We start from the raw sequence: 24,372 nt of genomic DNA on the forward strand, positions 1-24,372 counted from the left end.
GATGGTAACGGATGGGCGCGCCACTGCAAGTGTGATCACTGTAGTTGTGCTTCGGGCAGGTTGAGTGTGCGCGGGATCAACACTGCATCCCAGTGGGCGATGCCCCAGTTCAACACGTCCCGTGGGGTGGCGTAAGCCAGTTCGGCATCGGGATTGTGCCCCAGTGCGCGCAACGCACGCAGCAACAAGGGAGTCGCCTGATCTTCGGTCAACGGCGGCGAACGGTAGGACTTGCCGAGCTTATTGCCATCGGGCTGGGTAATCAGCGGGATATGCAGATAGCGCGGTTGCGGCAGGCCAAGCAGTTCTTGCAGGTAGAGCTGGCGCGGTGTGGAGTCGAGCAGGTCGGCGCCACGGACAATATCGGTGATGCCTTGCCAGGCGTCATCCAGTACCACCGCCAGTTGATAGGCGTAGAGCCCGTCGCGGCGGCGGATCACGAAATCACCGACCTCCCGGCCCAGGTGTTGGCGGTATTCGCCTTGCACGCGATCAATGAAGTGATATTCCAGCTCGGGGACACGCAGGCGAATCGCCGCATCTTTAGTGTCATGACCGGCGTTGCGGCACAGCCCCGGATAAATCCCGTGATAGGGCGCAAGTGTTTTGCGTGAACAGGTGCACGCGTAGGCCAGGCCGTGGTTGAACAGGCGATTGAGGACTTCGGCGTAGGCATCGTGCCGGTCACTCTGTCGGACCATTTCGCCATCCCACTCGAAACCGTAGCTTTCCAGGGCTTTAAGGATCGCCGCTTGAGCGCCGGGCTCTTCCCGTGGTGGATCGAGATCTTCCATGCGCATCAGCCAGCGGCCACCCACCGAACGCGCGTCGAGGTACGAGGCCAGCGCTGCGACCAGCGAACCGAAATGCAGATGTCCACTCGGTGTGGGGGCGAAGCGCCCGATGTAGGTGGAGGAAGCGATGGCAGTCATAAGGGCAATGTTACTTTTCCGGGCTTGCGCTAACCACCCTGTGGGAGCGGGCTTGCTCGCGAAGAGGCCATCAGCCGCAACATCAATGTTGGCTGATCCACCGCTTTCGCGAGCAAGCCCGCTCCCACAGGGCCTCTGCCGAGGCAAATATCAGAAACAAAAACGGAGCGTTCGCACGCTCCGTTTTTCGTTCAAGTCGAGATTACTTGCCGACTTGCTTTTCCTTGATTTCCGCCAGGGTCTTGCAGTCAACGCACATGTCGGCGGTAGGGCGGGCTTCCAGTCGCTTGACGCCGATTTCGACGCCGCAGGACTCGCACCAGCCATATTCTTCGTCTTCGATCAGCTGCAGCGTCTTGTCGATCTTCTTGATCAACTTGCGCTCGCGGTCACGGGCGCGCAGCTCGAGGCTGAATTCTTCTTCCTGGCTGGCACGGTCTGCCGGGTCCGGGAAGTTGGCCGCTTCGTCTTTCATGTGATCAACAGTACGGTCGACTTCCTGCATCAAGTCCTGTTTCCACTTATTCAGGATCTTGGTGAAGTGAGCGCGCATGGGCTTGCCCATGTACTCCTCGCCCTTCACTTCTTTGTAGGGTTCGAAGCCGCTGATCGACTGGTTCTGTTGTTGCTTTGCTTGGGTGGACATGAAATAGACCGCCTCTACTCTTGTAATCCATTGCGCAGGATTGCTCCATCACCGACACCTGCCGGCCCTGCGGCTGCAAGCGGGCGAACTTACCAGATCAAATCGGACCGCGCTACTCCCGGATGTCGAGGTAGTGGCCCGCTGTGCTTGCAAATGATTGCAAAGCCTTGTCTGGCGGTGCTGGAGACCTGATCAATTATTGATTTTAGTCAAACCTGAGACACTCGCTTGAGTCGTTTGAGACCAGCGTTATAACGGTCTGACCGCTTTAGGTTCTCGCTCGTTCCTGTGCTTGGGTAGAATCAGTTTTTTTTCCCGTTGAAGGAAGGCTAATGGCTCAGTCCTACAGTGCCCGCAGTCGCGCGATCGAACCTTTCCATGTCATGGCGCTGCTGGCGCGGGCCAATGAACTGCAAGCCGCTGGCCACGACGTGATCCACCTGGAAATCGGCGAACCCGACTTCACCACCGCCGAGCCGATCATTCAGGCCGGCCAGGCCGCATTGACGGCGGGGAAGACCCGTTACACCGCGGCGCGTGGCATTCCCGAGTTGCGTGAGGCCATTTCCGGCTTTTATCAGCAGCGTTACAGTTTGAACATCGACCCGCAGCGAATCCTCATCACGCCTGGCGGTTCCGGTGCGCTGCTGCTGGCCAGCGCCTTGTTGGTGGACCCGGGCAAGCACTGGCTGCTGGCGGATCCAGGCTATCCCTGCAACCGGCATTTCCTGCGGTTGGTGGAAGGTGCGGCGCAGCTTGTTCCTGTAGGTCCGGACGTGCGCTATCAATTGACGCCGGACCTCATTGCGCGCCATTGGGACCAAGACAGCGTCGGCGCCCTGGTGGCGTCGCCAGCCAACCCGACCGGGACGATCCTGACCCGCGATGAGCTGGCGGGCCTGTCTGCCGCGATCAAGGAGCGCCACGGTCATCTGGTGGTGGACGAGATCTATCACGGTCTGACCTATGGCACTGATGCGGCCAGCGTGCTGGAAGTCGATGACAGTGCCTTTGTACTGAATAGTTTTTCCAAGTATTTCGGGATGACCGGTTGGCGCCTCGGTTGGCTGGTGGCGCCTGAAGCGGCGGTCGGTGAGCTGGAAAAACTCGCGCAGAACCTCTACATCAGTGCCCCGAGCATGGCTCAGCACGCCGCTCTGGCCTGCTTCGAACCAGCCACGATCAGCATTCTGGAAGAACGGCGCGCCGAATTTGGCCGTCGTCGGGATTTCCTGCTGCCAGCCCTGCGAGAGTTGGGCTTTGGTATCGCCGTTGAGCCTGAAGGCGCGTTCTACTTGTATGCCGATATCAGCAAGTTCGGCGGCGATGCCTTCGCGTTCTGCCGACATTTCCTCGAAACCGAACACGTGGCGATTACCCCGGGTCTGGACTTCGGTCGTTTTCAGGCTGGCCACCATGTGCGGTTTGCCTACACCCAAAGTCTTCCGCGCCTACAGGAAGCGGTCGAGCGGATTGCGCGCGGCTTGAAGAGCTGGCAAGGCTGATGCGTTTTCATCCTCCCCTCGAAGAGGGCCGTTTGATTCGTCGTTACAAGCGTTTTCTCGCCGATATCGAAACCGTTAGCGGCGAGTTGCTGACCATTCACTGCCCGAACACCGGTTCGATGCTCAATTGCCAGGTCGAAGGCGGGCAGGTCTGGTTCAGCCGTTCCAACGACCCCAAGCGCAAGTTGCCCGGTACTTGGGAAGTCGGTGAAACCCCGCAAGGGCGCTTGTTTTGCGTGAACACCGGGCGGGCCAATGGCTTGATCGAAGAGGCACTGCGAGCCGGTGTCATCACCGAGTTGAATGGCTTTACCGAGCTGAAACGCGAAGTGGCCTACGGTCAGGAGAGTAGTCGCATCGATTTCCGCCTCGATTACCCGAGCGGGCCGGCTTATGTGGAAGTCAAAAGTGTCACCCTGGGCTTCGATGGTTCTTCGGTGGCGGCGTTTCCTGATGCAGTGACCCAGCGCGGGGCCAAGCATTTGCGCGAATTGGCGCATTTGGCCCGGGACGGAATTCGTGCGGTGCAGTTGTATTGCGTCAATCTCACCGGCATCGACGCGGTGCGTCCCGCAGAAGAAATCGATTCGGCCTACGCCGCAGCCTTGCGTGAGGCGGTGTCGTGCGGGGTCGAGGTGGTGGCCTATGGCGTGCACTTGACCCACGAAGAAATGCTGGTCGATCGGCGTCTGGACGTGTTGCTCAACGGTTAAAGACTGACCCAGATCCCTTGCTCGTCTTCGCGGCAGGCGATGTTAGTCAGGGACTGCCCGGCACAGGGGCCGGCGACGCATTCCCCATCTTCGATCAGAAACAGTGCGCCGTGGGTCGCGCACTGGATCAGGCTGTTGCTGGGGTCGAGAAACTGGTCGGGCTTCCATTCCAGTCCGACACCACGGTGCGGGCAGCGATTGATGTAGACGTAAACCTGACCGTCACGGCGCACGGCAAAGAGCTTCTGGCCGTCGATGTCGAAACCGCGGCTGCTGGCATCGGCCAGCTCAACGCCTGCACAAAGAAACTTCATGTCTATCCTCAAGTCCTGCGGCTCGTGACTGGATATGTCCGAGCTTGACGTTCAAATGCAAACAATTATCAAATGGCCGCCTTGCCTGTCGGGTTCAGGTGCCAGATGCCGAGGATACTTGGCCTGTCATCTCGATGCCCGGGAAAACCCTTAAAGGAAGCTGTTTATGCGCCTGAGTACCCGCGTTGCTGCGCTCTGTGTCGGACTTCTCGTCAGTCACCACGCCGCAGCGGCAGAGTTGCCACAACGTTGGGTCAGTGCCGGTGGAGCTTTGTCGGAATGGATCAGCACGCTGGGCGGTGAATCGAAGCTGGTGGGTGTCGACACCACCAGCCAGCACCCGGAATCGCTCAAGGCATTGCCGAGCATCGGGTATCAGCGGCAATTGTCGGCGGAGGGTATTTTGAGCTTACGCCCGCAGATACTGGTCGGCACCGAGGAAATGGGACCGCCACCGGTGCTTTCGCAGGTTCGCAGTGCGGGCGTACAGGTTGAGCTGTTCTCGGCTCAGCCGGATCTGCCGACGTTGCAGGGCAATTTGCAGCGTCTAGGCAAGTTGCTCGGCGCTGAAGATCAGGCTTCGCGGGTGTTTCAGATTTATCAACAGCAACTCGATCAACAAAAGATCCGGGTCACTCGGGCACAGTTGAAGAAAAAATCGCCGGGCGTGCTGTTGTTGCTTGGCCACGCAGGCGGCAAACCGCTCATCGCCGGCAAGGACACCGCCGCCGATTGGTTGCTGCAACAGGCCGGCGGGCACAATCTGGCCACGCATACCGGCTACAAACCCTTTTCTGTCGAATCCCTGGTCAGCCTGGATCCCGAGGTGCTGGTGTTTGCCGATCGTGCACTGAGCGGCGATGCGGCCCGTGCGGCGTTGTTCAAGGAGAACCCGATCCTGTCCTCGACCCGCGCAGCCAAGGACGGGCGAGTCATGGAGCTTGATCCGACTTTATTGGTCGGCGGCTTGGGGCCGCGGCTACCCGAGGCGATGAAAAAACTGTCTGACGCTTTCTACCCCGGTTCGGCCGGCCAATGACCATCCTGGTTAAACCACGCGCGTTATTCATTGGTCTGATCCTGCTGTGTTTGCTGGCCATCTGGCTGTCGTTGGCGCTTGGGCCGGTAAGCTTGCCGTTGTTCGACACATTGCGTGCAGCCCTGCGGCTGGTGGGTGTGCCGATCGCGTCCGACGGACTGGAGCAGGCCGAGCTGATCCTCGGGCAGATTCGCTTGCCGCGAACCTTGTTGGGTTTGGCCGTGGGGGGTGTATTGGCACTGTCCGGTGTGGCGATGCAGGGGTTGTTTCGAAATCCCCTGGCCGATCCGGGGTTGGTCGGCGTCTCCAGCGGTGCGGCATTGGGCGCGGCGATCGCGATTGTCGGAGGTTCGGTATTCGGCGGACTGCCTGAATCCTTCGGGCCTTATCTGTTATCGCTGTGCGCGTTTCTCGGCGGGTTGGGCGTGACCGCGTTGGTGTATCGACTGGGCCGGCGCAACGGGCAGACCAATGTCGCGACCATGCTGCTGGCCGGTATTGCGTTGACTGCGCTGGCCGGTTCCGCCGTGGGGCTGTTCACCTATCTGGCGGATGACGCAACGCTGCGCACCCTGACGTTCTGGAACCTGGGCAGCCTCAATGGCGCCAGCTATTCGCGACTTTGGCCGTTGCTGCTGATCAGTGCCGGCGTGGCGTTGTGGCTGCCGCGGCGGGCCAAGGCCTTGAATGCGTTGTTGCTGGGGGAGTCGGAGGCCGGACACCTGGGCATCGACGTCGAAGGGCTCAAGCGCGAATTGGTGTTTTGCACGGCGTTGGGTGTAGGTGCTGCGGTGGCTGCGGCGGGGATGATCGGGTTTGTGGGGCTGGTGGTGCCGCATCTGGTGCGATTGCTGGCGGGCCCCGATCATCGTGTGCTGTTGCCAGCGTCAGTATTGGCGGGGGCCAGTCTTTTGTTGTTTGCCGATCTGGTGGCGCGACTGGCCCTGGCGCCGGCTGAATTGCCGATCGGGATCGTCACGGCTTTCATCGGTGCGCCGTTCTTCCTGTATTTATTGCTCAGAGGGCGTGCCTGATGTTGCGAACGCAAAATTTGCAAATCCGTCGAGGCCGAAAGATTGTCCTGACGGACATCACGCTTGAGCTCAAATCGGGCGAAGTCCTTGGTGTGCTGGGACCTAACGGGGCCGGTAAAAGCACCTTGCTCGCCGCCTTGTGCGGTGAGTTGCATGCCGATCACGGCAGTGTCTGGCTTGACGACCGTGAATTGAATCAATGGGCCGGGACGCTGAGAGCGCAGCGCTTGGCAGTATTGCCGCAGGTCTCGACCCTGGACTTCGCCTTTCGTGTCGAAGAAGTGGTCGGCATGGGCCGCTTGCCGCATCAAAGCGGCCGGGTTCGCGATGACGAGATTGTTGCCGCCGCATTGCACGCTGCCGATGCCGGGCATTTGAGTGGCCGCAGCTATCTGGCCTTGTCCGGTGGCGAACGTCAGCGGGTGCATCTGGCGCGGGTTCTGGCGCAGCTCTGGCCGGGCGAAGCGGGGCAAACGTTGTTGCTCGATGAACCAACGTCGATGCTCGACCCGCTTCATCAGCACACCACGTTGCAAGCCGTACGCGAGTTCGCCAATCGCGGCGCGGCGGTGCTGGTGATCCTGCATGATCTGAACCTGGCAGCGCGCTATTGCGATCGCCTGTTGCTGCTCGAAGGCGGGCGCCCTGTGGCACTCGATACGCCGGAGCAGGTGTTGCGCCCGGAACCACTCAAGGCTGTGTTCGGGCTGGAAGTGCTGGTGCAGCGGCACCCGGAGCGTGGGCATCCGCTGATCATCGCCCGCTGAGTTTTTTATGGAGTGAAAACATGCGTGGGGTTTTGATACTGGTCTTGCTGTTGCTGAGTGCCTGTCAGCATGTTTCGACTCCGCCGCCGGTTGTCGGCGAGATTCGGGACTTGCGCAGCGGTCAGACCCTCACGGCAGAGGAACTGGTTGCGCGGTTGGAGACGCCTTCACGGCTGATCGTGGGTGAGCAACATGACAATCGCGATCACCATGAACTGCAGTTGTGGTTATTGCAGTCGCTGGGCGAACGGCGAGCTCAAGGCAGTCTGCTGCTGGAAATGCTCACGCCGGATCAACAGCCGCGTGTCGATGATGTTCGTCACGCCTCGACACCACCGGCGGATTTGCCCGGTGCATTAGCCTGGCAGTCGGGTTGGGACTGGAATCTGTACGGGCCGATCGTTCGTTTTGCCCTGACCCAGCAATACCCGCTGCTGGCAGCCAATCTGGACACGCTTGAAGTCCGTGCCGTTTACGCCAATCCCCCGACATTGAGTGGATCGCGCTCCAACGCTGCTTCAGTCAAGGACGAGTTGCTGAAGCAAGTCAGCGACTCCCACTGTGGCCTGCTGCCAAAGTCGCAGATGCCGGCGATGCTGGCGGTCCAGCAGCAACGTGACCGACGGATGGCCGAACGCTTGCTGGCTGCACCTGCGCCTTCGCTGCTGTTTGCCGGCGCTTACCATGCGCGCAAGGATGTCGGCGTGCCGATTCATGTGCTTGATCTGGGAGAACCCCAGGCGCCTATGGTGTTGATGCTGGCGGAGCAGGGTAGCGAGGTCACACCGGCCATGGCTGATTACGTCTGGTACACACCTGCCACACCGCCCCAGGATTACTGCGCGCAAATGCGTAAACAATTTGGCAAGTGATCGAACGACTTTTCTCCAGGCAAAAAAAGACCCGGCAAGAGCCGGGTCAAATAACCGTGATTAGCCTGATGAGGAGATATCTGAGAGTCCGAACCAAGGGCTTTTCAAATATCGACCAGTCTCGCGACCAGTTGTGATAATCATAGCGATTCTCATTACCAAGTCAACCGCTGATTTCTCAATTACTTGAAATGCGCTGTCCGTTCACTGGAAGCGCCCGTAATCATTGGGTTTCAGCCTGTGCGGTTGCGCGAGTTCATCAGAATGATCTGCTTATTCAGCAGGTCGATATGTCGGGCCATGCTCGCAATCAGGCTATGGGCGATCTTCGGATTGCTTTGGGTCAGGCTGAGAAACTGGTCCTTGGGGATCAGCATGACAGTGCTGGGTTCGCTGGTGATCACGCTGGCGTTACGCTTCTCGCCAGTGAACACCGCCATGGCGCCGAAAATCTCGTCCTTGGGTATATCGCCGACTTTATGCCCGTCGACAAAGGCTTCGGCGTGGCCATCAATGATGACGAAAACCTGATCCGGTTCATCGCCCTGACGGATCAACACTTTGCCACTGGCCACGCGCTGAAAACCATTGGTGCTTCGAAACTCAGGTTGTTTCAGGCGGGCGAGTGCGTCGGACAGCAGGGCGGACTGACCGGCCATGTATTGAAGGAACAGCTCTGAACGCTCCGGGTCGGCATAGATATGCTGAAACACCTCGGATCGCAGGTAAGGCGTCAATGCCAGCGGGCTGTCGCTGCGAAAGCGGCAGCGTGGCAGCTCCGTGCCCTGGCGCAAGCCGATCAGATCTCCCTCGTGCAGATAGAACAATGCCCGCTCGTCGATGCATCCATGCAGCAGGCCATTGTCCAGCACAAACAGTTGATCGCCGGGTAACAGGACGGCCAGATCATCGACGGCTGAAAATTCCAGGCTCGGTCCGCAGGGCATCAAACCTTCCAGCAGCCGGACGGGAATATGTTGCAGTTGGTTGATCAGCGCGTCGGCGTAAGCCGGTTGTTCCCCAAGTAGGTACATGGCTGCAGCGTCCGTTCAGTTCTTGTGACGTGACGAGATAGCTTCCAGCTGTTTGTTCAAGGCGTCCTTGCGCTCGGCGGGAATGTCGTTCCAGTGCACATCCATCAGGGCACCTTCGATGGCATACAACAACACCTTGGACGCCCGAAACCCGCGCGTGCGCACGGCCCGATAAGCATCCACCGCTCCCAGGCGACGCAAGTCCGAGGCGCTGTGGATGCCCACGGCATGCAGCCATTGCGCCGACGTCTTGCCAAGATTCTTCAGGTGCTGCAGTTCATCATTCATCAAGCCTCCTTGCGACGGCCGAACGGTGCGTGGGCGAGCTTCTCAGGAGTGTAGCCATCAGTAGGAAAAGCGTGATTGTTTGGTCGGTTTCGACGCAAAAGCTTCTAAGAAGCGAAGTCCCGAAGCTGGGTGAAAGTCTGCGAGTGCGGTAGGAAGAGAGGGCGGTGGAATCAGGTTTCCGGGCAAACCATGCCCAGCGTTCAGCGCAAAGCGGGGGCGCCGAACGGGTCAGCTAAAGGTCGCATTTAGCGGGTGCGATAACGCAGGCGTGTACCGAAATTCATCGACATCAGAATCTCGTCAGCACTCAGCTCTGGCGGGAAGTAGGCGCCGGAGATCTGTGCGTGAGCAAGGCTTGCACCTTCCAGGGAGGCGTTGCGAAAGTCGATGCCGCGCAAGTCGGCGGAGCGGAAGTAGGCATCGGTAAAGTCGATGCCGTCGGCGTTCAGTTCACGCAGGTCCAGCCCCCGGAAATCGCCACCGACCATGTCGATAGGTCCGTCTTTGGGGCGCTCGTTGTTGAAACCTGTGATGTCGTCTTTGTGCAATAACGCATAAAGCGGGGTGTCGAGAAGTTTCGGCTGGCTCATGTCACATCACCTGTTGGTTTTATGACGCCAGTATAGTGCCACTATTTGACAGCCGTGAAGCCGACGAAGGCTTCACGGCTGAAATAGTTTCTTACAGACCCGGCAGGCGCTGGCGAATCTGTGCAACGACTGTGTCGAGGGTTCCGCTTTCATTGGTCTGAACGCGTTTGCTGCAGAGAATCTCTTCGGGCGTCAGGGCCTCGCGAGTGGCTTGCTGGGCTTCGATTACGGCCAGGTTGGCGTCGGACGGGTCCTTTTTGTCTGCCTGACGCAGGGCCAGCCAGCTCTCGATCACTGCTTGCGGCGCATTGCAATCGAGGATCAGGAATGGCGCGCCGGTGGCTTCGGCGATTTTCGCTGCGCCGTCACGCTGGTCGCGCTTGAGGTAAGTCGCATCGATCACCACCGGGAAACCAGCACGCAGGATCACCGCGGCAACTTCATGCAGGCGGGTGTAAGTGGCGGCGCTGGCGTCGGCGCTATAGATGCCGGCCTGAGGGTCGTTTGGCACGGTTTGCTCGCCGAACAGACGTTTGCGCTCTACATCGGAACGCAGGCGAATGGCGCCCAACGCTTCCACCAGACGCATGGCCACGTGGCTCTTGCCGACGGCAGAAACACCGTGGGTGATGGCCATGAAGCGCGAAGGAATGGTGCTGTAGCTTTCCGCCAGGTTGGCGTAATTGCGGTACTGGCGCAGGGTGGTGGCTCGCTGCACCGGGTCGGCCTCGGCCGGCATGCTGAACAGGCTGACCTTGGCGCGAACCAGTGCGCGATAGGCTTTATAGAAGTTCAGCAACTCAAGGCCCTGGTAATCGCCGGTCAGTTCCAGGTATTGGCTGATGAAGCGGCGCGCCAGGCTCTTCAGGCCGCGGTCCTCCAGGTCCATCGCGAGGAAGCCAGTGTCGGCATAAACGTCGGTGAAACGGAACGGTTCGTTGAACTCGATGCAGTCGAAGATCACGACCTTGCCGTCGATCACGGTGGCGTTGCCCAGGTGGATGTCCCCGTGGCATTCGCGGATGAACCCTTCAGCCTTGCGCTGGGCGAACAGTGGCTTGAGGCGTTCGAAGCTGCTTTCGGCCCAGGCTTGCAGCGCATCCAGTTGCAGCAGGTCGGCCTTGTCGCTGAGGAACGGGAGGATCTGTTCGAAATTCTGGCGTACCGGCGCCATCACGCTGTCCGGCGTGCCGGCTTCGTGTTCGGCAGGCACTTTCGGTGCGCTGAGGTGGAATTGGGCGATCTGCGCGGCCATCTCGTCGATGTGCGCAGTGGTCAATTCACCATTGGCTTGTAGGGTGCTGAGTAACCCGCTCTGTGGGAATTGACGCATTTTCAGTGCGTAATCGACGACCGGACCCTCGCCACCCAGTTGTGGGGCCTCGGCGCTGCCGGTGATTGGCAACACTTCGAGATACAAATCGTTGGTCAGGCGCTGGTTAAGACGCAGCTCTTCTCCGCAAAAATGCTTGCGGGCATCGAGGTTGGTGAAATCCAGGAAGCCGAAATTCACGGGCTTCTTCACTTTATAAGCAAAGGGGCCAGTGAGGATTACCCAGGAAATATGGGTTTCGATGACCTGGAACCCGTCTACGGGATGCGGGTAGAGGGCCGGGTTTTGCAGGGCAGCGATCAGGGACTGGCTCACAGGCGATCCTTCAGAGTCTGGGGAAAATTCACGGCCGTCATTATGGCTGCAAGTCCGTCTGACGCAAACCTCGGAGGGCTCCTGTTGAGTATGAGTAAAGTGCGTATAATCCGCCGCCATGACTCGTACTCGATCCCCCCGCACCCCCAAAAAACCACCTTCCAAGGGCCTGCGCCCCTGGCTGGGCTGGGCTCTTAAACTCAGTCTGGTCGGCCTTGTGGTGCTGGCCGGGTTCGCGGTTTACCTCGACGCGATCGTCCAGGAGAAGTTCTCCGGCAAGCGCTGGACCATTCCGGCCAAGGTGTACGCGCGCCCGCTGGAGCTGTTCGTCGGACAAAAGCTCAGCAAGGACGACTTTCTGACCGAACTCGATGCCTTGGGCTATCGACGCGAAAGCGTGAGCAATGGACCCGGCGCGGCGGCGGTCAGCGGCAATACCGTCGACTTGAATACCCGTGGCTTCCAGTTCTATGAAGGCATGGAGCAAGCGCAACCAGTACGGGTGCGTTTCTCTGGCGACTACGTGGCCGAACTTTCGGCGACCAACGGTTCGAAACTCTCTGTGGTGCGGTTGGAACCGCTACTGATTGGCGGGATTTACCCGAAAAATCTCGAAGATCGCATTTTGATCAAAATTGATCAGGTTCCGCCGTATTTGCTGGAAACTCTGGTCGCTGTGGAAGACCGGGATTTCTACAGCCACTGGGGCGTGTCGCCCAAGTCGATTGCCCGAGCCATCTATGTCAACACCTCTGGCGGCAAGATGACCCAGGGTGGCAGTACGCTGACGCAACAATTGGTCAAGAACTTCTACCTGACCAGCGAACGCAGCCTGACCCGTAAACTCACCGAAGCCATGATGGCGATGTTGCTTGAGCTGCATTACGACAAACCAGAAATTCTTGAGGCTTACCTCAATGAAGTGTTCGTCGGTCAGGATGGACAGCGCGCGGTGCACGGTTTCGGCTTGGCAAGCCAGTTTTTCTTCGGGCAGCCGTTGTCTGAACTGAAGCTGCATCAAGTCGCGATGCTGGTGGGCATGGTCAAGGGGCCGTCCTATTACAACCCTCGTCGCAACCCTGAGCGGGCGCTTGAACGGCGCAATCTCGTGCTCGATGTACTTGAGCAACAAGGCGTTGCCACCGCCGATCAGGTCGCTGCTGCGAAGAAAATGCCACTGGGTGTGACGACTCGCGGCAAGCTGGCGGACAGCTCGTTCCCTGGCTTCCTCGATCTGGTCAAGCGTCAGCTGCGCGAAGACTATCGCGACGAAGACTTGACCGAAGAAGGTCTGCGGATCTTCACCAGTTTCGACCCGATCCTGCAGATGAAAGCCGAGGCGTCGGTCAACGACACCTTCAAGAGACTCTCCGGGCGCAAGGGTTCCGATGAGGTTGAAGCGGCCATGGTCGTGACCAACCCGGAAACAGGTGAAGTCCAGGCTATGATCGGCAGTCGTCAGGCCAGTTTTGCCGGCTTCAACCGTGCGCTGGATGCTGTACGACCAATCGGCTCTTTGATCAAACCGGCGGTTTATCTGACAGCCCTTGAGAAACCAAGCCAGTACACATTGACCAGTTGGCTGTCGGACGATTCCTTCTCGGTCAAAGGTGCGGACGGTCAAGTCTGGAAACCGCAGAACTACGATCGCCGTTCCCATGGCACCGTGTTCCTGTATCAGGGCCTGGCGCATTCCTACAACCTGTCGACCGCGCGTCTCGGGTTGGCGGTGGGCGTGCCGAATGTCCTGAAGACCCTGGCGCGTCTCGGCGTGAATCGTGAATTCCCGGCGTTCCCGTCGATGTTGCTGGGCGCTGGCGGTCTGACCCCGATCGAAGTGGCGACCATGTACCAGACCCTGGCCAATGGTGGCTTCAATACGCCGATGCGCGGGATCCGTAGCGTATTGACCGCTGAAGGCGAACCGCTCAAGCGTTATCCGTTCCAGATTCAGCAACGTTTCGATCCGGCCTCCATTTACCTGATCCAGAGCGCCATGCAGCGGGTGATGCGTGAAGGTACCGGCAGTTCTGTTTACAACGTATTGCCGAAAACCCTGACCCTGGCCGGCAAGACCGGTACCAGTAACGATTCGCGGGACAGCTGGTTCGCCGGTTTCAGTCAGGACCTGCTGGCAGTGGTCTGGCTGGGGCGCGATGATAATGGCAAGACGCCGTTCACCGGTGCCACCGGTGCGCTGCAGGTCTGGACCAGTTTCATGCGCAAGGCCGATCCGTTACCGCTGGACATGCCGCAGCCAGACAACATTGTTCAGGCCTGGGTCGATTCGCGTACCGGGCAAGGCTCTGATGCCAACTGCCCAGGTGCGGTGCAGATGCCGTATATTCGCGGCAGCGAACCGCCTCCCGGTGCCGCTTGCGGTGGCGAAAGCCCTGTTTCCGGCGAAACGGTGATGGATTGGGTCAAGGGCTGGATGAATTAAGCAAAGAGGGTTTCAAGTGAACAAGTGGTTGATTCCAGCGGTTACCGCCGTGGCTTTGCTCAGCGGTTGCTCCTCCGTACAACGCGGTTCGATTCCGGTTGTGGATTCCGGTAGCACCGTTTCGAACAGTGAACGGATTTCGGCGAATGGCGGTTTCCGTCAGACGACGACTAAACGTCCTGCGCAAGCCCAGACTCAGGCGATTCCACAAGGTGATACCGGCGTCGTCGTGATGGTGCCAGGTGGTGGCGCAGTGACGTCGGCACCGATCAGCACTGCGCCGATCACACCAGGCCCGATCACCCCGGGGCCGATCGATACTTCGCCGGTTCAGTCGGCACCGGTCAATCAGGGCAGCTACAGCATGCCGTCGACGCCGAGCGGGATTCCTTCGGCGAACTCCGGCGGCTTGTCTGCCGACGAGCAATTGGACGGTCCGGTTCTGGCCTTGCTGACTACCGCTCAGCAGCAACAGGCGAGCGGTGATCTCAACGGTGCTTCTTCCAGTCTCGAGCGCGCCCAGCGTGTTGCGCCGCGTGAGCCGCAAGTGCTTTATCGTCTGGCTCAGGTGCGCATGGCTCAAGGCGATGCGCCACAAGCCGAGCAGTTTGCTCGTCGTGGCCTGACCTTCGCCAATGGTCGTCCGGCACTTCAGGCCAGCCTGTGGGAATTGATCGCTCAGGCGCGTGAGAAACAGGGTGATTCCGCTGGCGCAACATTGGCCCGTCAAAAGGCAAAGGTTTCGCTGTGATGGATGCGCGCTTTCCGAAGATTGCCGAACAGTTGCTGTTGATCGAGCGCGAGCTGCGGGTTCAGGGGTGGTGGGACGAGGTCTCGCCCTCCGCCGAAGCGCTTTCCAGTGTCGAACCCTTCTCGGTCGATACGCTGGATTTCGAGCAGTGGCTGCAATGGATCTTCCTTCCGCGGATGAAGGTGATCCTCGAGCAGGATCTGCCCTTGCCAAACGCTTCGGGAATTCAGGAGATGGCCGAAATGGTCTTCGCCGCCCGTAATGTTCAGGGCAAGGACCGGCAGTTGCAGGTGCTGCTCAAAGAGTTTGATCTGCTGATCACCGCCTCCCGCTAACGCCGATCCGTTGTAGGAGCCGAGCTTGCTCGGCTCCTACAGGTGTCTACTGGCAGTTTTCTGCAATCTGTTTCTGTGCTTCGCTAATGCGCTCCTGACGTTGCTGGTCGGTCAGGCGGCGCATCTCGCCTTCGACATCCTCCCGTATTCGCGGATTGTTCTGCAGTTGAGCCAGGTTCGTCCGCGCCTGCTCGCAGAACACCCTTAGCTGGGCTTGCTGCTCGGCGACCTGCTTTTTCACTTTATTGTCGATGGCCCGTTGATCGCCAATGGCACCGCTGCGTGGCGGCGGGGGCTGGTTGCCGGCAGGCGGGGAGGGCGTGACCACGGTGGTGGCTTCCTGGTCTTGGGGCGGCTGGGCGTCGAAGTGGGTAACGCCCTGGGCGTCGACCCATTTGTAGATCTGAGCGGCCATGCACAAAGGGCTGATGCCAATCAGCAGGCTGGCGGTCAGGAAAAACGTTCGCATGCCATTTCCTTGTATTGGGTTGCGCAATTGAAGCTAACACAGTTGCTGTTTAGCGGTTTTTTCTTGCTTTCTCATGTGCTTAGTTCAATAAAGCACATAGACGACTTGACTTGGAGAGGACGAAACAGAAGAATCCAAAGTCCGCTGTAGAGGGACTGCCAGAAGCAGGCCCGCTCAGCAGATCATGAGGCGCACATCCGCGCCGACCTGTTACACCCGCAACGCGTTACCTCGCGCTGGGTGGGAAAGGCCCGCAACACTTGGGACGATCCCAATACTTGCTCAGTCAGTGCTGACGTAGTCGGCGACCACCGTCGCTCATGCTCTGCTGAGAAGTAAACCTATTAAGACCCGTCCTCTTTTATGTGGGCGGTATTCTGGCGTTTTAGAGGTGAACAACGTGGAGCTTTTATCTGGCGGTGAGATGCTCGTCCGCTTTTTGCGTGACGAAGGCGTCAAATATATCTACGGGTACCCGGGTGGTGCTCTTCTTCATGTTTACGATGCCCTGTTCAAAGAACCGGAAGTGACCCACATCCTGGTTCGTCACGAACAAGCGGCTACCCATATGGCTGACGGCTATGCCCGTGCCACCGGTAAAGCCGGCGTGGTACTGGTGACTTCCGGTCCTGGCGCAACCAATGCCATCACTGGTATCGCCACCGCCTACATGGACTCCATTCCGATGGTGGTCATTTCCGGCCAGGTGCCTAGCAACATGGTGGGCACCGATGCGTTCCAGGAAACCGACATGATCGGTATCTCCCGGCCGATCGTGAAGCACAGCTTCATGATCAAGCACGCGTCGGAAATCCCTGAAGTCATGAAGAAAGCGTTCTACCTGGCGCAATCCGGTCGTCCGGGCCCGGTCGTTGTCGATATCCCGAAAGACATGACCAACCCTGCCGAGAAGTTCGAATACATCTTCCCGAAAAAAGCCAAGCTGCGTTCCTACAGCCCGGCCGTTCGCGGTCACTCCGGGCAGATCCGCAAGGCGGCAGAAATGCTCCTGGCGGCCAAGCGTCCTGTGATGTACGCAGGCGGCGGCGTGATTCTCGGTGGTGGCTCCGCGCCGCTGACCGAATTGGCGAAGATGCTCAACCTGCCAGTGACCAATACCCTGATGGGGCTGGGTGCCTACCCTGGCACCGACCGTCAGTTCATCGGCATGCTCGGCATGCACGGCAGCTACACCGCTAACCTGGCGATGCACCATGCCGATGTGATCCTTGCAGTCGGCGCTCGTTTCGATGACCGCGTGATCAACGGCCCGGCCAAGTTCTGCCCGAATGCCAAGATCATTCACATCGACATCGACCCGGCTTCGATTTCCAAGACCATCAAGGCAGACGTGCCTATCGTCGGTCCGGTCGAAAGTGTCCTGACCGAGATGGTCGCGATCCTCAAGGAAATCGGCGAGACCCCGAACAAGGAGTCCGTTGCCAGCTGGTGGAAGCAAGTTGATGAGTGGCGCGGTGACCGCGGTCTGTTCCCTTACGACAAGGGTGACGGCAGCGTCATCAAACCGCAGACCGTGATCGAAACCCTGTGCGAAGTCACCAAGGGCGATGCCTTTGTTGCCTCCGACGTGGGCCAGCACCAAATGTTTGCGGCGCAGTACTACACGTTCAACAAGCCGAACCGCTGGATCAACTCCGGTGGCCTGGGCACCATGGGCTTCGGTTTTCCGGCGGCCATGGGCATCAAGCTGAGCTTCCCGGATGACGACGTCGTCTGCGTGACGGGCGAAGGCAGTATCCAGATGAACATTCAGGAACTGTCCACCTGTCTGCAATATGGCTTGCCGGTGAAAATCGTCATCCTGAACAACGGCGTTTTGGGTATGGTTCGCCAGTGGCAAGACATGAGTTACGGAAGCCGTCACTCGCACTCCTACATGGAATCGCTGCCTGACTTCGTCAAGCTGGCAGAGGCCTATGGTCACGTTGGCGTGCGCATCACCGACTCGAAAGATTTGAAGTCGAAGATGGAGGAAGCGTTCGCCATGAAGGATCGCTTGGTGGTGCTCGACATTTCGGTCGACACCAGCGAGCACGTCTACCCGATGCAGATCAAAGACGGCTCCATGCGCGATATGTGGCTGAGCAAGACGGAGCGTACATAATCATGCGGCACATTATTTCCTTGCTTCTGGAAAACGAACCGGGCGCTCTGTCTCGTGTAGTCGGCCTGTTCTCGCAGCGCAACTACAACATCGAAAGCCTGACTGTGGCACCTACCGAAGACCCGACCCTGTCGCGTCTGACGCTGACCACGGTTGGCCACGATGAAGTCATCGAGCAGATCACCAAGAACCTGAACAAGCTGATCGAAGTGGTCAAACTGGTCGACCTGTCGGAGAGTGCTCACATCGAGCGCGAACTGATGCTGGTCAAGGTCAAGGCCACCGGTGCCCAGCGCGCCGAGATCAAACGCACTACCGATATTTATCGTGGGCAGATCGTTGACGTCAGCGCTAGCGTGTATACCGTTCAATTGACCGGTACCAGCGACAAGCTCGACAGCTTCATTCAGTCCATTGGCACCGCCTCGATTCTGGAAACCGTCCGCAGCGGCGTAACCGGTATTGCCCGCGGCGACAAAGTACTCAGCATCTAAACCAAATTAGCGAATGGCCTGAACGGCCTGGATATATAGGGGAATTTCATGAAAGTTTATTACGAAAAAGACTGCGACCTGTCGATCATCCAGGGCAAGAAAGTTGCCATCATCGGTTACGGTTCCCAGGGCCACGCTCAAGCGTGCAACCTGAAAGACTCCGGCGTTGACGTGACTGTTGGTCTGCGTAAAGGTTCGGCCACTGTTGCCAAAGCCGAAGCTCACGGCCTGAAAGTGACCGACGTTGCTTCCGCTGTTGCGGCTGCCGACCTGGTCATGATCCTGACCCCGGACGAGTTCCAGTCCGCTCTGTACAAGAACGAAATCGAGCCGAACATCAAGAAAGGCGCCACCCTGGCCTTCTCCCACGGCTTCGCGATCCACTACAACCAGGTTGTTCCGCGCGCTGACCTCGACGTGATCATGATCGCGCCGAAAGCTCCGGGCCACACCGTGCGTTCCGAGTTCGTCAAAGGCGGCGGTATTCCTGATCTGATCGCTATCTACCAGGATGCTTCCGGCAACGCCAAAAACGTTGCACTGTCCTACGCCGCTGGCGTTGGTGGCGGTCGTACCGGCATCATCGAAACCACCTTCAAGGACGAGACTGAAACCGACCTGTTCGGCGAACAAGCCGTTCTGTGCGGCGGTACCGTTGAACTGGTTAAAGCCGGTTTCGAAACCCTGGTTGAAGCTGGCTACGCGCCGGAAATGGCCTACTTCGAATGCCTGCACGAACTGAAACTGATCGTTGACCTCATGTACGAAGGCGGTATCGCCAACATGAACTACTCGATCTCCAACAATGCTGAATACGGCGAGTACGTGACCGGTCCGGAAGTGATCAACGCCGAATCCCGTCAGGCCATGCGCAACGCCCTGAAACGTATTCAGGACGGCGAATACGCCAAGATGTTCATCAGCGAAGGCGCTACCGGCTATCCTTCGATGACCGCCAAGCGTCGTAACAACGCCGCTCACGGTATCGAAATCATCGGCGAGCAACTGCGCTCCATGATGCCCTGGATCGGTGCCAACAAGATCGTCGACAAAGCTAAAAACTAAGTCGCGCACTTGTACGAAAAACGCGGCCTAGGCCGCGTTTTTTCGTTTGGGTGGCTGGTTCTGGTATAAAGCTGCATCGTTTGCGGCCGAACCGTCGTCCCAGACACCTGTCCAAACTTTCCACCCCGTTGCAAGGTAATGTCCATGAGCGAACGTCCCGAAGAGCCAAACCAGGCTTCTGACGCCGAAAGCCTGCTGCCCATCGATGAACACATCGAGGAAGGGCATGACGCTGAAGGTCGTAAAGTCCGGCATCGTGGTATCTATCTTCTGCCGAATCTGTTTACCACTGCGAATCTGTTCGCAGGGTTTTATTCCATCATCAACTCGATGAGCGCCCAGAGCGCCTTGAGTGCCGGTGATTCGATTGGTGCGAGCAAGTATTTTGCTTTTGCAGCGATCGCGATTTTTGTCGCGATGGTGCTCGACGGCCTCGATGGTCGCGTTGCCCGTATGACCAATACCCAGAGCGCCTTTGGTGCCGAGTACGACTCGCTGTCCGACATGGTCGCCTTTGGTGTTGCTCCGGCATTGTTGGCATTCGGTTGGGCCTTGGGCGACATGGGTAAGGTCGGCTGGATGGTTGCCTTCATTTATGTAGCAGGCGCGGCGTTGCGTCTGGCACGTTTCAATACCCAGGTCGGCACTGCAGACAAGCGCTACTTCATCGGTCTGGCCAGTCCGGCTGCTGCTGGTGTGGTCGCAGGCATTGTCTGGGCGTTCAGTGATTACGGCATTCAGGGTTCGAAGATGTCATTCCTGGTTGCGCTGATGGTCGCTGCCGCCGGCATGCTGATGGTCAGCAACATCAAGTACAACAGCTTCAAGGAGCTGGATCTGAAAGGGCGTGTACCTTTCGTGGCCATCCTCGCGGTGGTGTTGGTGTTTGCCGTAGTGTTCAGTGATCCGCCGCGCATCCTGCTGCTGGTTTTCCTCGCTTATGCGGCTTCTGGCCCGGTTCAATATCTGTTACGTCTTCGTCGGCACAAAAACGCTTAGCTTCCCTCATACTCCGCAGTCTATTGGTGCATCTGTTCTCCAATGCTGCGGAGTTGCCATGCTGATCAAAGTCTCCAAAGCGTCTGACTGCCATGAGTCGGACGTCACGCCTGAGTCCTTCTATCTATCTCGTCGCAATGTTCTCGGTGCCGCCGTCGCCGGCTTGGCCGTGAGCAGCCTGCCGCGTTGGGCGGCTGCGGATGACGCTGCGCGTTATGCGGATGTTCAGCCTGGCAAGGCGCCTTCCTGGTTTGCCGAAAAACTTCCTTCTACCAAGTGGGGGGCGGTCAACGTCAAGGATGAGGCAATCACTCCATTCAAGGATGCGACCCATTACAACAACTTCTACGAGTTCGGCACCGATAAAGGTGATCCTGCCGCCAACGCCGGCGGGTTGAAAACCGAACCTTGGAGTGTGGTGGTGGACGGGGAGGTGGGTAAGCCGGGAAGGTACGCACTGGAAGACTTCATGAAGCCTTATCAGTTGGAGGAGCGCATCTACCGTCTTCGCTGTGTAGAGGCTTGGTCGATGGTGATTCCATGGATCGGATTTCCCATCTCGGCCCTGCTCAAGGAAGTCGAGCCGACGTCCAAAGCCAAATTCATTCGCTTCGAAACCCTGGAAGATCCCAAGAGCATGCCCGGGCAACGCTCCGGTTTTGCCTTGATTGACTGGCCTTATGTGGAAGGGCTCCGCCTGGATGAGGCGATGAACCCATTGGCGATTCTTGCCGTGGGTATGTACGGGCGGGAGTTGCCGAATCAGAACGGCGCGCCTCTGCGTTTGGTGGTGCCGTGGAAATACGGCTTCAAGAGCATCAAATCCATCGTGCGGATCAGTCTGGTGAGTGAGCAGCCGAAAACCACCTGGCAGAGCATTGCCTCGGATGAGTATGGTTTTTATGCGAACGTAAATCCTGCGGTCGACCATCCGCGTTGGACTCAGGCACGTGAGAGGCGTTTACCGAGTGGATTGTTCAAGCCCAATGTGCGGGACACGCAAATGTTCAATGGCTACTCGGATGAAGTCGCCTCTCTATATACAGGGCTCGATTTGCGGAAGAACTACTGATGCGATTTCCGCTTTGGCGAATTGGCGTCTTTATCGCTGCTGCGGTCTGGCCGCTGCTTTGGTTGTATCAGGCCTGGGAGGATGTGCTGGGGCCTGATCCGGGCAAGGTGCTGGTTGACCGGTTGGGGCTGGGGACGCTTGTCCTGCTGCTCATTACGTTAAGCATGACACCTGTGCAGAAGCTTACCGGTTGGGCAGGGTGGATTGCTGTCCGGCGGCAACTGGGGTTGTGGTGCTTCGCTTATGTGGTTTTGCATTTGAGTGGGTATGCGGCGTTCATCCTCGGCTTTGATTGGTCGCAGTTGGGTGTCGAGTTGCGTAAACGGCCGTACATTATTGTCGGGACGCTTGGGTTTCTGTGTTTGTTGGCCTTGGCGGTGACCTCAAATCGCTATAGTCAGCGGCGTTTGGGTTCTAGCTGGAAGAAATTACATCGTCTTGCCTATGTGGTTCTCGGGCTTGGATTGCTGCATATGTTGTGGATCGTGCGCGCTGATCTTAAGGAGTGGGTGGTTTACGCCTCTATAGGTGCATTGCTATTAGTGTTGCGACTGCCCCCGGTAACCCGCCGAATCCCACGATTAATAGCCAACAAGACACCTTCTGCACGAAAAGCGTAATTAAGGGTTGACGGCAGATTCAGGAAGTCTATAATTCGCCCCACTTCCGGCGCAGTCGAAACAGAAAACTCCTTGGTAAACAACGAGTTACGCAGTTTTCGACAGCGAGTTGCTTCAGGTCATCGAAGCCCAGAAGGAGTTGAAAGAGTGAGGTTGTTTGACTCTTTTAACGATTCGATCTTTTCGGTCGAAAGCGGAGAAAAAGAGGTGTTGACAGCAGCGAGTAACGCTGTAGAATTCGCCTCCCGCTAACGAGAGATCGCAAGCGCAAGTGGTTGAAGTTGCAAAGGAAACTTTGAAAACTTCTTAAAATAACCGCTTGACAGCAACAGAGGCTGCTGTAGAATGCGCGCCTCGGTTGAGACGAAAGATCTTAACCAACCGCTCTTTAACAACTGAATCAAGCAATTCGTGTGGGTGCTTGTGGAGTCAGACTGATAGTCAACAAGATTATCAGCATCACAAGTTACTCCGCGAGAAATCAAAGATGTAACCAACGATTGCTGAGCCAAGTTTAGGGTTTCTTAAAAACCCAAAGATGTTTGAACTGAAGAGTTTGATCATGGCTCAGATTGAACGCTGGCGGCAGGCCTAACACATGCAAGTCGAGCGGCAGCACGGGTACTTGTACCTGGTGGCGAGCGGCGGACGGGTGAGTAATGCCTAGGAATCTGCCTGGTAGTGGGGGATAACGCTCGGAAACGGACGCTAATACCGCATACGTCCTACGGGAGAAAGCAGGGGACCTTCGGGCCTTGCGCTATCAGATGAGCCTAGGTCGGATTAGCTAGTTGGTGAGGTAATGGCTCACCAAGGCGACGATCCGTAACTGGTCTGAGAGGATGATCAGTCACACTGGAACTGAGACACGGTCCAGACTCCTACGGGAGGCAGCAGTGGGGAATATTGGACAATGGGCGAAAGCCTGATCCAGCCATGCCGCGTGTGTGAAGAAGGTCTTCGGATTGTAAAGCACTTTAAGTTGGGAGGAAGGGCATTAACCTAATACGTTAGTGTTTTGACGTTACCGACAGAATAAGCACCGGCTAACTCTGTGCCAGCAGCCGCGGTAATACAGAGGGTGCAAGCGTTAATCGGAATTACTGGGCGTAAAGCGCGCGTAGGTGGTTTGTTAAGTTGGATGTGAAATCCCCGGGCTCAACCTGGGAACTGCATTCAAAACTGACAAGCTAGAGTATGGTAGAGGGTGGTGGAATTTCCTGTGTAGCGGTGAAATGCGTAGATATAGGAAGGAACACCAGTGGCGAAGGCGACCACCTGGACTGATACTGACACTGAGGTGCGAAAGCGTGGGGAGCAAACAGGATTAGATACCCTGGTAGTCCACGCCGTAAACGATGTCAACTAGCCGTTGGGAGCCTTGAGCTCTTAGTGGCGCAGCTAACGCATTAAGTTGACCGCCTGGGGAGTACGGCCGCAAGGTTAAAACTCAAATGAATTGACGGGGGCCCGCACAAGCGGTGGAGCATGTGGTTTAATTCGAAGCAACGCGAAGAACCTTACCAGGCCTTGACATCCAATGAATCTGCTAGAGATAGCGGAGTGCCTTCGGGAACATTGAGACAGGTGCTGCATGGCTGTCGTCAGCTCGTGTCGTGAGATGTTGGGTTAAGTCCCGTAACGAGCGCAACCCTTGTCCTTAGTTACCAGCACGTAATGGTGGGCACTCTAAGGAGACTGCCGGTGACAAACCGGAGGAAGGTGGGGATGACGTCAAGTCATCATGGCCCTTACGGCCTGGGCTACACACGTGCTACAATGGTCGGTACAGAGGGTTGCCAAGCCGCGAGGTGGAGCTAATCCCAGAAAACCGATCGTAGTCCGGATCGCAGTCTGCAACTCGACTGCGTGAAGTCGGAATCGCTAGTAATCGCGAATCAGAATGTCGCGGTGAATACGTTCCCGGGCCTTGTACACACCGCCCGTCACACCATGGGAGTGGGTTGCACCAGAAGTAGCTAGTCTAACCTTCGGGAGGACGGTTACCACGGTGTGATTCATGACTGGGGTGAAGTCGTAACAAGGTAGCCGTAGGGGAACCTGCGGCTGGATCACCTCCTTAATCGACGACATCAGCTGCTCCATAAGTTCCCACACGAATTGCTTGATTCATTGAAGAAGACGATAAGAAGCAGCCCTAACAGGTTGTAGCTTAGTTGGTTGGAACGCACCCCATGCTCTGTGGTAAAGAGCAGGGTGAGGTCGGCCTTAAAGCTCGAAATTGGGTCTGTAGCTCAGTTGGTTAGAGCGCACCCCTGATAAGGGTGAGGTCGGCAGTTCGAATCTGCCCAGACCCACCAATTTTGTGTGGGAACCTGTAGAAATACGGGGCCATAGCTCAGCTGGGAGAGCGCCTGCCTTGCACGCAGGAGGTCAACGGTTCGATCCCGTTTGGCTCCACCACTACTGCTTCTGTTTGTTGAAAGCTTAGAAATGAGCATTCCATCGTGATGATGGTGAATGTTGATTTCTAGTCTTTGGCTAGATCGTTCTTTAAAAATTTGGGTATGTGATAGAAAGATAGACTGGACGTTACTTTCACTGGTAACGGATCAGGCTAAGGTAAAATTTGTGAGTTGCTCTTGATTAAGAGAGC

General features: G+C 57.6%; 23 protein-coding genes, 2 tRNA genes and 1 rRNA gene. 18 read left to right on the top strand and 8 right to left on the bottom strand.

Features of this window, described 5'->3' with window-relative positions; genetic code table 11:
• Positions 1 to 35 precede the first annotated feature (35 nt).
• Both gluQRS and dksA read right to left on the bottom strand, forming a co-directional pair.
• Positions 36 to 932 carry a tRNA glutamyl-Q(34) synthetase GluQRS gene (gene gluQRS / locus ACSQ87_RS05285; RefSeq protein ID WP_436273482.1) on the bottom strand — a complete coding sequence of 299 codons (897 nt, stop codon included), beginning with the start codon at positions 930 to 932 and terminating at the stop codon, positions 36 to 38.
• A gap of 202 nt (positions 933 to 1,134) precedes the next feature.
• Complete coding sequence (gene dksA, locus ACSQ87_RS05290) at positions 1,135 to 1,578, bottom strand: RNA polymerase-binding protein DksA (protein WP_008153293.1); 444 nt, start codon at positions 1,576 to 1,578, stop codon at positions 1,135 to 1,137.
• Positions 1,579 to 1,910: 332 nt separating this feature from the next.
• Between dksA and ACSQ87_RS05295 the strand changes: the two genes are divergently transcribed.
• Both ACSQ87_RS05295 and sfsA read left to right on the top strand, forming a co-directional pair.
• The gene (locus ACSQ87_RS05295; RefSeq protein WP_223433343.1) at positions 1,911 to 3,083 is read left to right on the top strand and encodes a pyridoxal phosphate-dependent aminotransferase; all 1,173 of its coding nucleotides are present in this window, start codon (positions 1,911 to 1,913) and stop codon (positions 3,081 to 3,083) included.
• Positions 3,083 to 3,796: a DNA/RNA nuclease SfsA gene (gene sfsA, locus ACSQ87_RS05300; RefSeq protein WP_436273483.1), complete on the top strand. Its 714-nt coding sequence runs from the start codon at positions 3,083 to 3,085 to the stop codon at positions 3,794 to 3,796. The genes ACSQ87_RS05295 and sfsA overlap by 1 nt, the downstream gene beginning before the upstream one ends.
• Here sfsA and ACSQ87_RS05305 read toward each other — a convergent pair.
• Positions 3,793 to 4,110: a Rieske (2Fe-2S) protein gene (locus ACSQ87_RS05305; protein ID WP_436273484.1), complete on the bottom strand. Its 318-nt coding sequence runs from the start codon at positions 4,108 to 4,110 to the stop codon at positions 3,793 to 3,795. The genes sfsA and ACSQ87_RS05305 overlap by 4 nt on opposite strands.
• 166 nt (positions 4,111 to 4,276) lie before the next feature.
• On the opposite strand from ACSQ87_RS05305, the gene ACSQ87_RS05310 reads away from it, so the two are divergent.
• From ACSQ87_RS05310 to ACSQ87_RS05325, 4 genes are read left to right on the top strand one after another with little or no spacing between them, the layout of a single operon-like run.
• Positions 4,277 to 5,149, top strand: a complete 873-nt coding sequence (locus ACSQ87_RS05310; RefSeq protein WP_436273485.1) for a heme/hemin ABC transporter substrate-binding protein — start codon at positions 4,277 to 4,279, stop codon at positions 5,147 to 5,149.
• Positions 5,150 to 5,199: 50 nt separating this feature from the next.
• Positions 5,200 to 6,183, top strand: a complete 984-nt coding sequence (locus ACSQ87_RS05315) for a FecCD family ABC transporter permease (RefSeq protein ID WP_223433350.1) — start codon at positions 5,200 to 5,202, stop codon at positions 6,181 to 6,183.
• A complete protein-coding gene (locus tag ACSQ87_RS05320; protein ID WP_436273486.1) occupies positions 6,183 to 6,950 on the top strand; it encodes a heme ABC transporter ATP-binding protein in 768 nt (255 codons plus the stop codon). Before ACSQ87_RS05315 ends, ACSQ87_RS05320 begins: the two co-directional genes overlap by 1 nt.
• Before the next feature lie 20 nt (positions 6,951 to 6,970).
• Entirely contained in the window at positions 6,971 to 7,822 is an 852-nt protein-coding gene (locus ACSQ87_RS05325; RefSeq protein WP_436273487.1) for a ChaN family lipoprotein, read from the top strand.
• 233 nt (positions 7,823 to 8,055) lie between these two features.
• Here ACSQ87_RS05325 and ACSQ87_RS05330 read toward each other — a convergent pair whose 3' ends face one another.
• From ACSQ87_RS05330 to ACSQ87_RS05345, 4 genes are all read right to left on the bottom strand, one after another.
• Complete coding sequence (locus ACSQ87_RS05330; RefSeq protein ID WP_223433338.1) at positions 8,056 to 8,856, bottom strand: Crp/Fnr family transcriptional regulator; 801 nt, start codon at positions 8,854 to 8,856, stop codon at positions 8,056 to 8,058.
• 15 nt (positions 8,857 to 8,871) lie between these two features.
• Positions 8,872 to 9,144 (bottom strand): TfoX/Sxy family protein, encoded by a 273-nt coding sequence (locus ACSQ87_RS05335; protein ID WP_003228231.1) that lies wholly within the window; start codon positions 9,142 to 9,144, stop codon positions 8,872 to 8,874.
• 245 nt (positions 9,145 to 9,389) lie between these two features.
• Positions 9,390 to 9,734 (bottom strand): pentapeptide repeat-containing protein, encoded by a 345-nt coding sequence (locus ACSQ87_RS05340; protein WP_111451047.1) that lies wholly within the window; start codon positions 9,732 to 9,734, stop codon positions 9,390 to 9,392.
• A gap of 91 nt (positions 9,735 to 9,825) precedes the next feature.
• A complete protein-coding gene (locus tag ACSQ87_RS05345) occupies positions 9,826 to 11,382 on the bottom strand; it encodes an AAA family ATPase (protein WP_436273488.1) in 1,557 nt (518 codons plus the stop codon).
• Positions 11,383 to 11,500: 118 nt separating this feature from the next.
• On the opposite strand from ACSQ87_RS05345, the gene mrcB reads away from it, so the two are divergent.
• From mrcB to ACSQ87_RS05360, 3 genes are read left to right on the top strand one after another with little or no spacing between them, the layout of a single operon-like run.
• Positions 11,501 to 13,825, top strand: a complete 2,325-nt coding sequence (gene mrcB, locus ACSQ87_RS05350) for a penicillin-binding protein 1B (RefSeq protein WP_436273489.1) — start codon at positions 11,501 to 11,503, stop codon at positions 13,823 to 13,825.
• Positions 13,826 to 13,841: 16 nt separating this feature from the next.
• Positions 13,842 to 14,576, top strand: a complete 735-nt coding sequence (locus ACSQ87_RS05355) for a tetratricopeptide repeat protein (RefSeq protein ID WP_436273490.1) — start codon at positions 13,842 to 13,844, stop codon at positions 14,574 to 14,576.
• Complete coding sequence (locus ACSQ87_RS05360; RefSeq protein ID WP_033054374.1) at positions 14,576 to 14,911, top strand: YqcC family protein; 336 nt, start codon at positions 14,576 to 14,578, stop codon at positions 14,909 to 14,911. Before ACSQ87_RS05355 ends, ACSQ87_RS05360 begins: the two co-directional genes overlap by 1 nt.
• A 46-nt stretch (positions 14,912 to 14,957) precedes the next feature.
• Here ACSQ87_RS05360 and ACSQ87_RS05365 read toward each other — a convergent pair whose 3' ends face one another.
• On the bottom strand, positions 14,958 to 15,380 hold the full coding sequence (locus ACSQ87_RS05365) for a DUF4124 domain-containing protein (protein WP_436273491.1): 423 nt from the start codon (positions 15,378 to 15,380) through the stop codon (positions 14,958 to 14,960).
• Between the two features lie 400 nt (positions 15,381 to 15,780).
• Here ACSQ87_RS05365 and ACSQ87_RS05370 point away from each other — a divergent pair, with 400 nt between their 5' ends.
• The 9 genes from ACSQ87_RS05370 to ACSQ87_RS05410 all read left to right on the top strand — a co-directional run bounded on the left by ACSQ87_RS05370 (position 15,781) and on the right by ACSQ87_RS05410 (position 24,179).
• A complete protein-coding gene (locus ACSQ87_RS05370) occupies positions 15,781 to 17,505 on the top strand; it encodes an acetolactate synthase 3 large subunit (RefSeq protein WP_046049403.1) in 1,725 nt (574 codons plus the stop codon).
• A 2-nt stretch (positions 17,506 to 17,507) separates the two neighbouring features.
• The gene (ilvN, locus tag ACSQ87_RS05375) at positions 17,508 to 17,999 is read left to right on the top strand and encodes an acetolactate synthase small subunit (protein ID WP_003176102.1); all 492 of its coding nucleotides are present in this window, start codon (positions 17,508 to 17,510) and stop codon (positions 17,997 to 17,999) included.
• A 48-nt stretch (positions 18,000 to 18,047) separates the two neighbouring features.
• Positions 18,048 to 19,064, top strand: a complete 1,017-nt coding sequence (gene ilvC / locus ACSQ87_RS05380; RefSeq protein ID WP_007948647.1) for a ketol-acid reductoisomerase — start codon at positions 18,048 to 18,050, stop codon at positions 19,062 to 19,064.
• Positions 19,065 to 19,208: 144 nt separating this feature from the next.
• Positions 19,209 to 20,063, top strand: coding sequence for a CDP-diacylglycerol--serine O-phosphatidyltransferase (gene pssA, locus ACSQ87_RS05385; protein ID WP_008156794.1), 855 nt, complete (start codon positions 19,209 to 19,211; stop codon positions 20,061 to 20,063).
• Positions 20,064 to 20,121: 58 nt separating this feature from the next.
• Positions 20,122 to 21,135: a protein-methionine-sulfoxide reductase catalytic subunit MsrP gene (gene msrP / locus ACSQ87_RS05390; protein WP_436273492.1), complete on the top strand. Its 1,014-nt coding sequence runs from the start codon at positions 20,122 to 20,124 to the stop codon at positions 21,133 to 21,135.
• Positions 21,135 to 21,755, top strand: coding sequence for a protein-methionine-sulfoxide reductase heme-binding subunit MsrQ (msrQ, locus tag ACSQ87_RS05395; RefSeq protein WP_436273493.1), 621 nt, complete (start codon positions 21,135 to 21,137; stop codon positions 21,753 to 21,755). The genes msrP and msrQ overlap by 1 nt, the downstream gene beginning before the upstream one ends.
• 544 nt (positions 21,756 to 22,299) lie before the next feature.
• Positions 22,300 to 23,838 (top strand): 16S ribosomal RNA (locus ACSQ87_RS05400).
• A 161-nt stretch (positions 23,839 to 23,999) separates the two neighbouring features.
• A tRNA-Ile gene (locus tag ACSQ87_RS05405) sits at positions 24,000 to 24,076 on the top strand.
• A 27-nt stretch (positions 24,077 to 24,103) separates the two neighbouring features.
• A tRNA-Ala gene (locus tag ACSQ87_RS05410) sits at positions 24,104 to 24,179 on the top strand.
• The last annotated feature ends 193 nt before the right edge of the window (positions 24,180 to 24,372 follow it).

It is taken from the genome of Pseudomonas sp. LjRoot277 (assembly GCF_964253845.1).
Taxonomy (GTDB): domain Bacteria; phylum Pseudomonadota; class Gammaproteobacteria; order Pseudomonadales; family Pseudomonadaceae; genus Aquipseudomonas.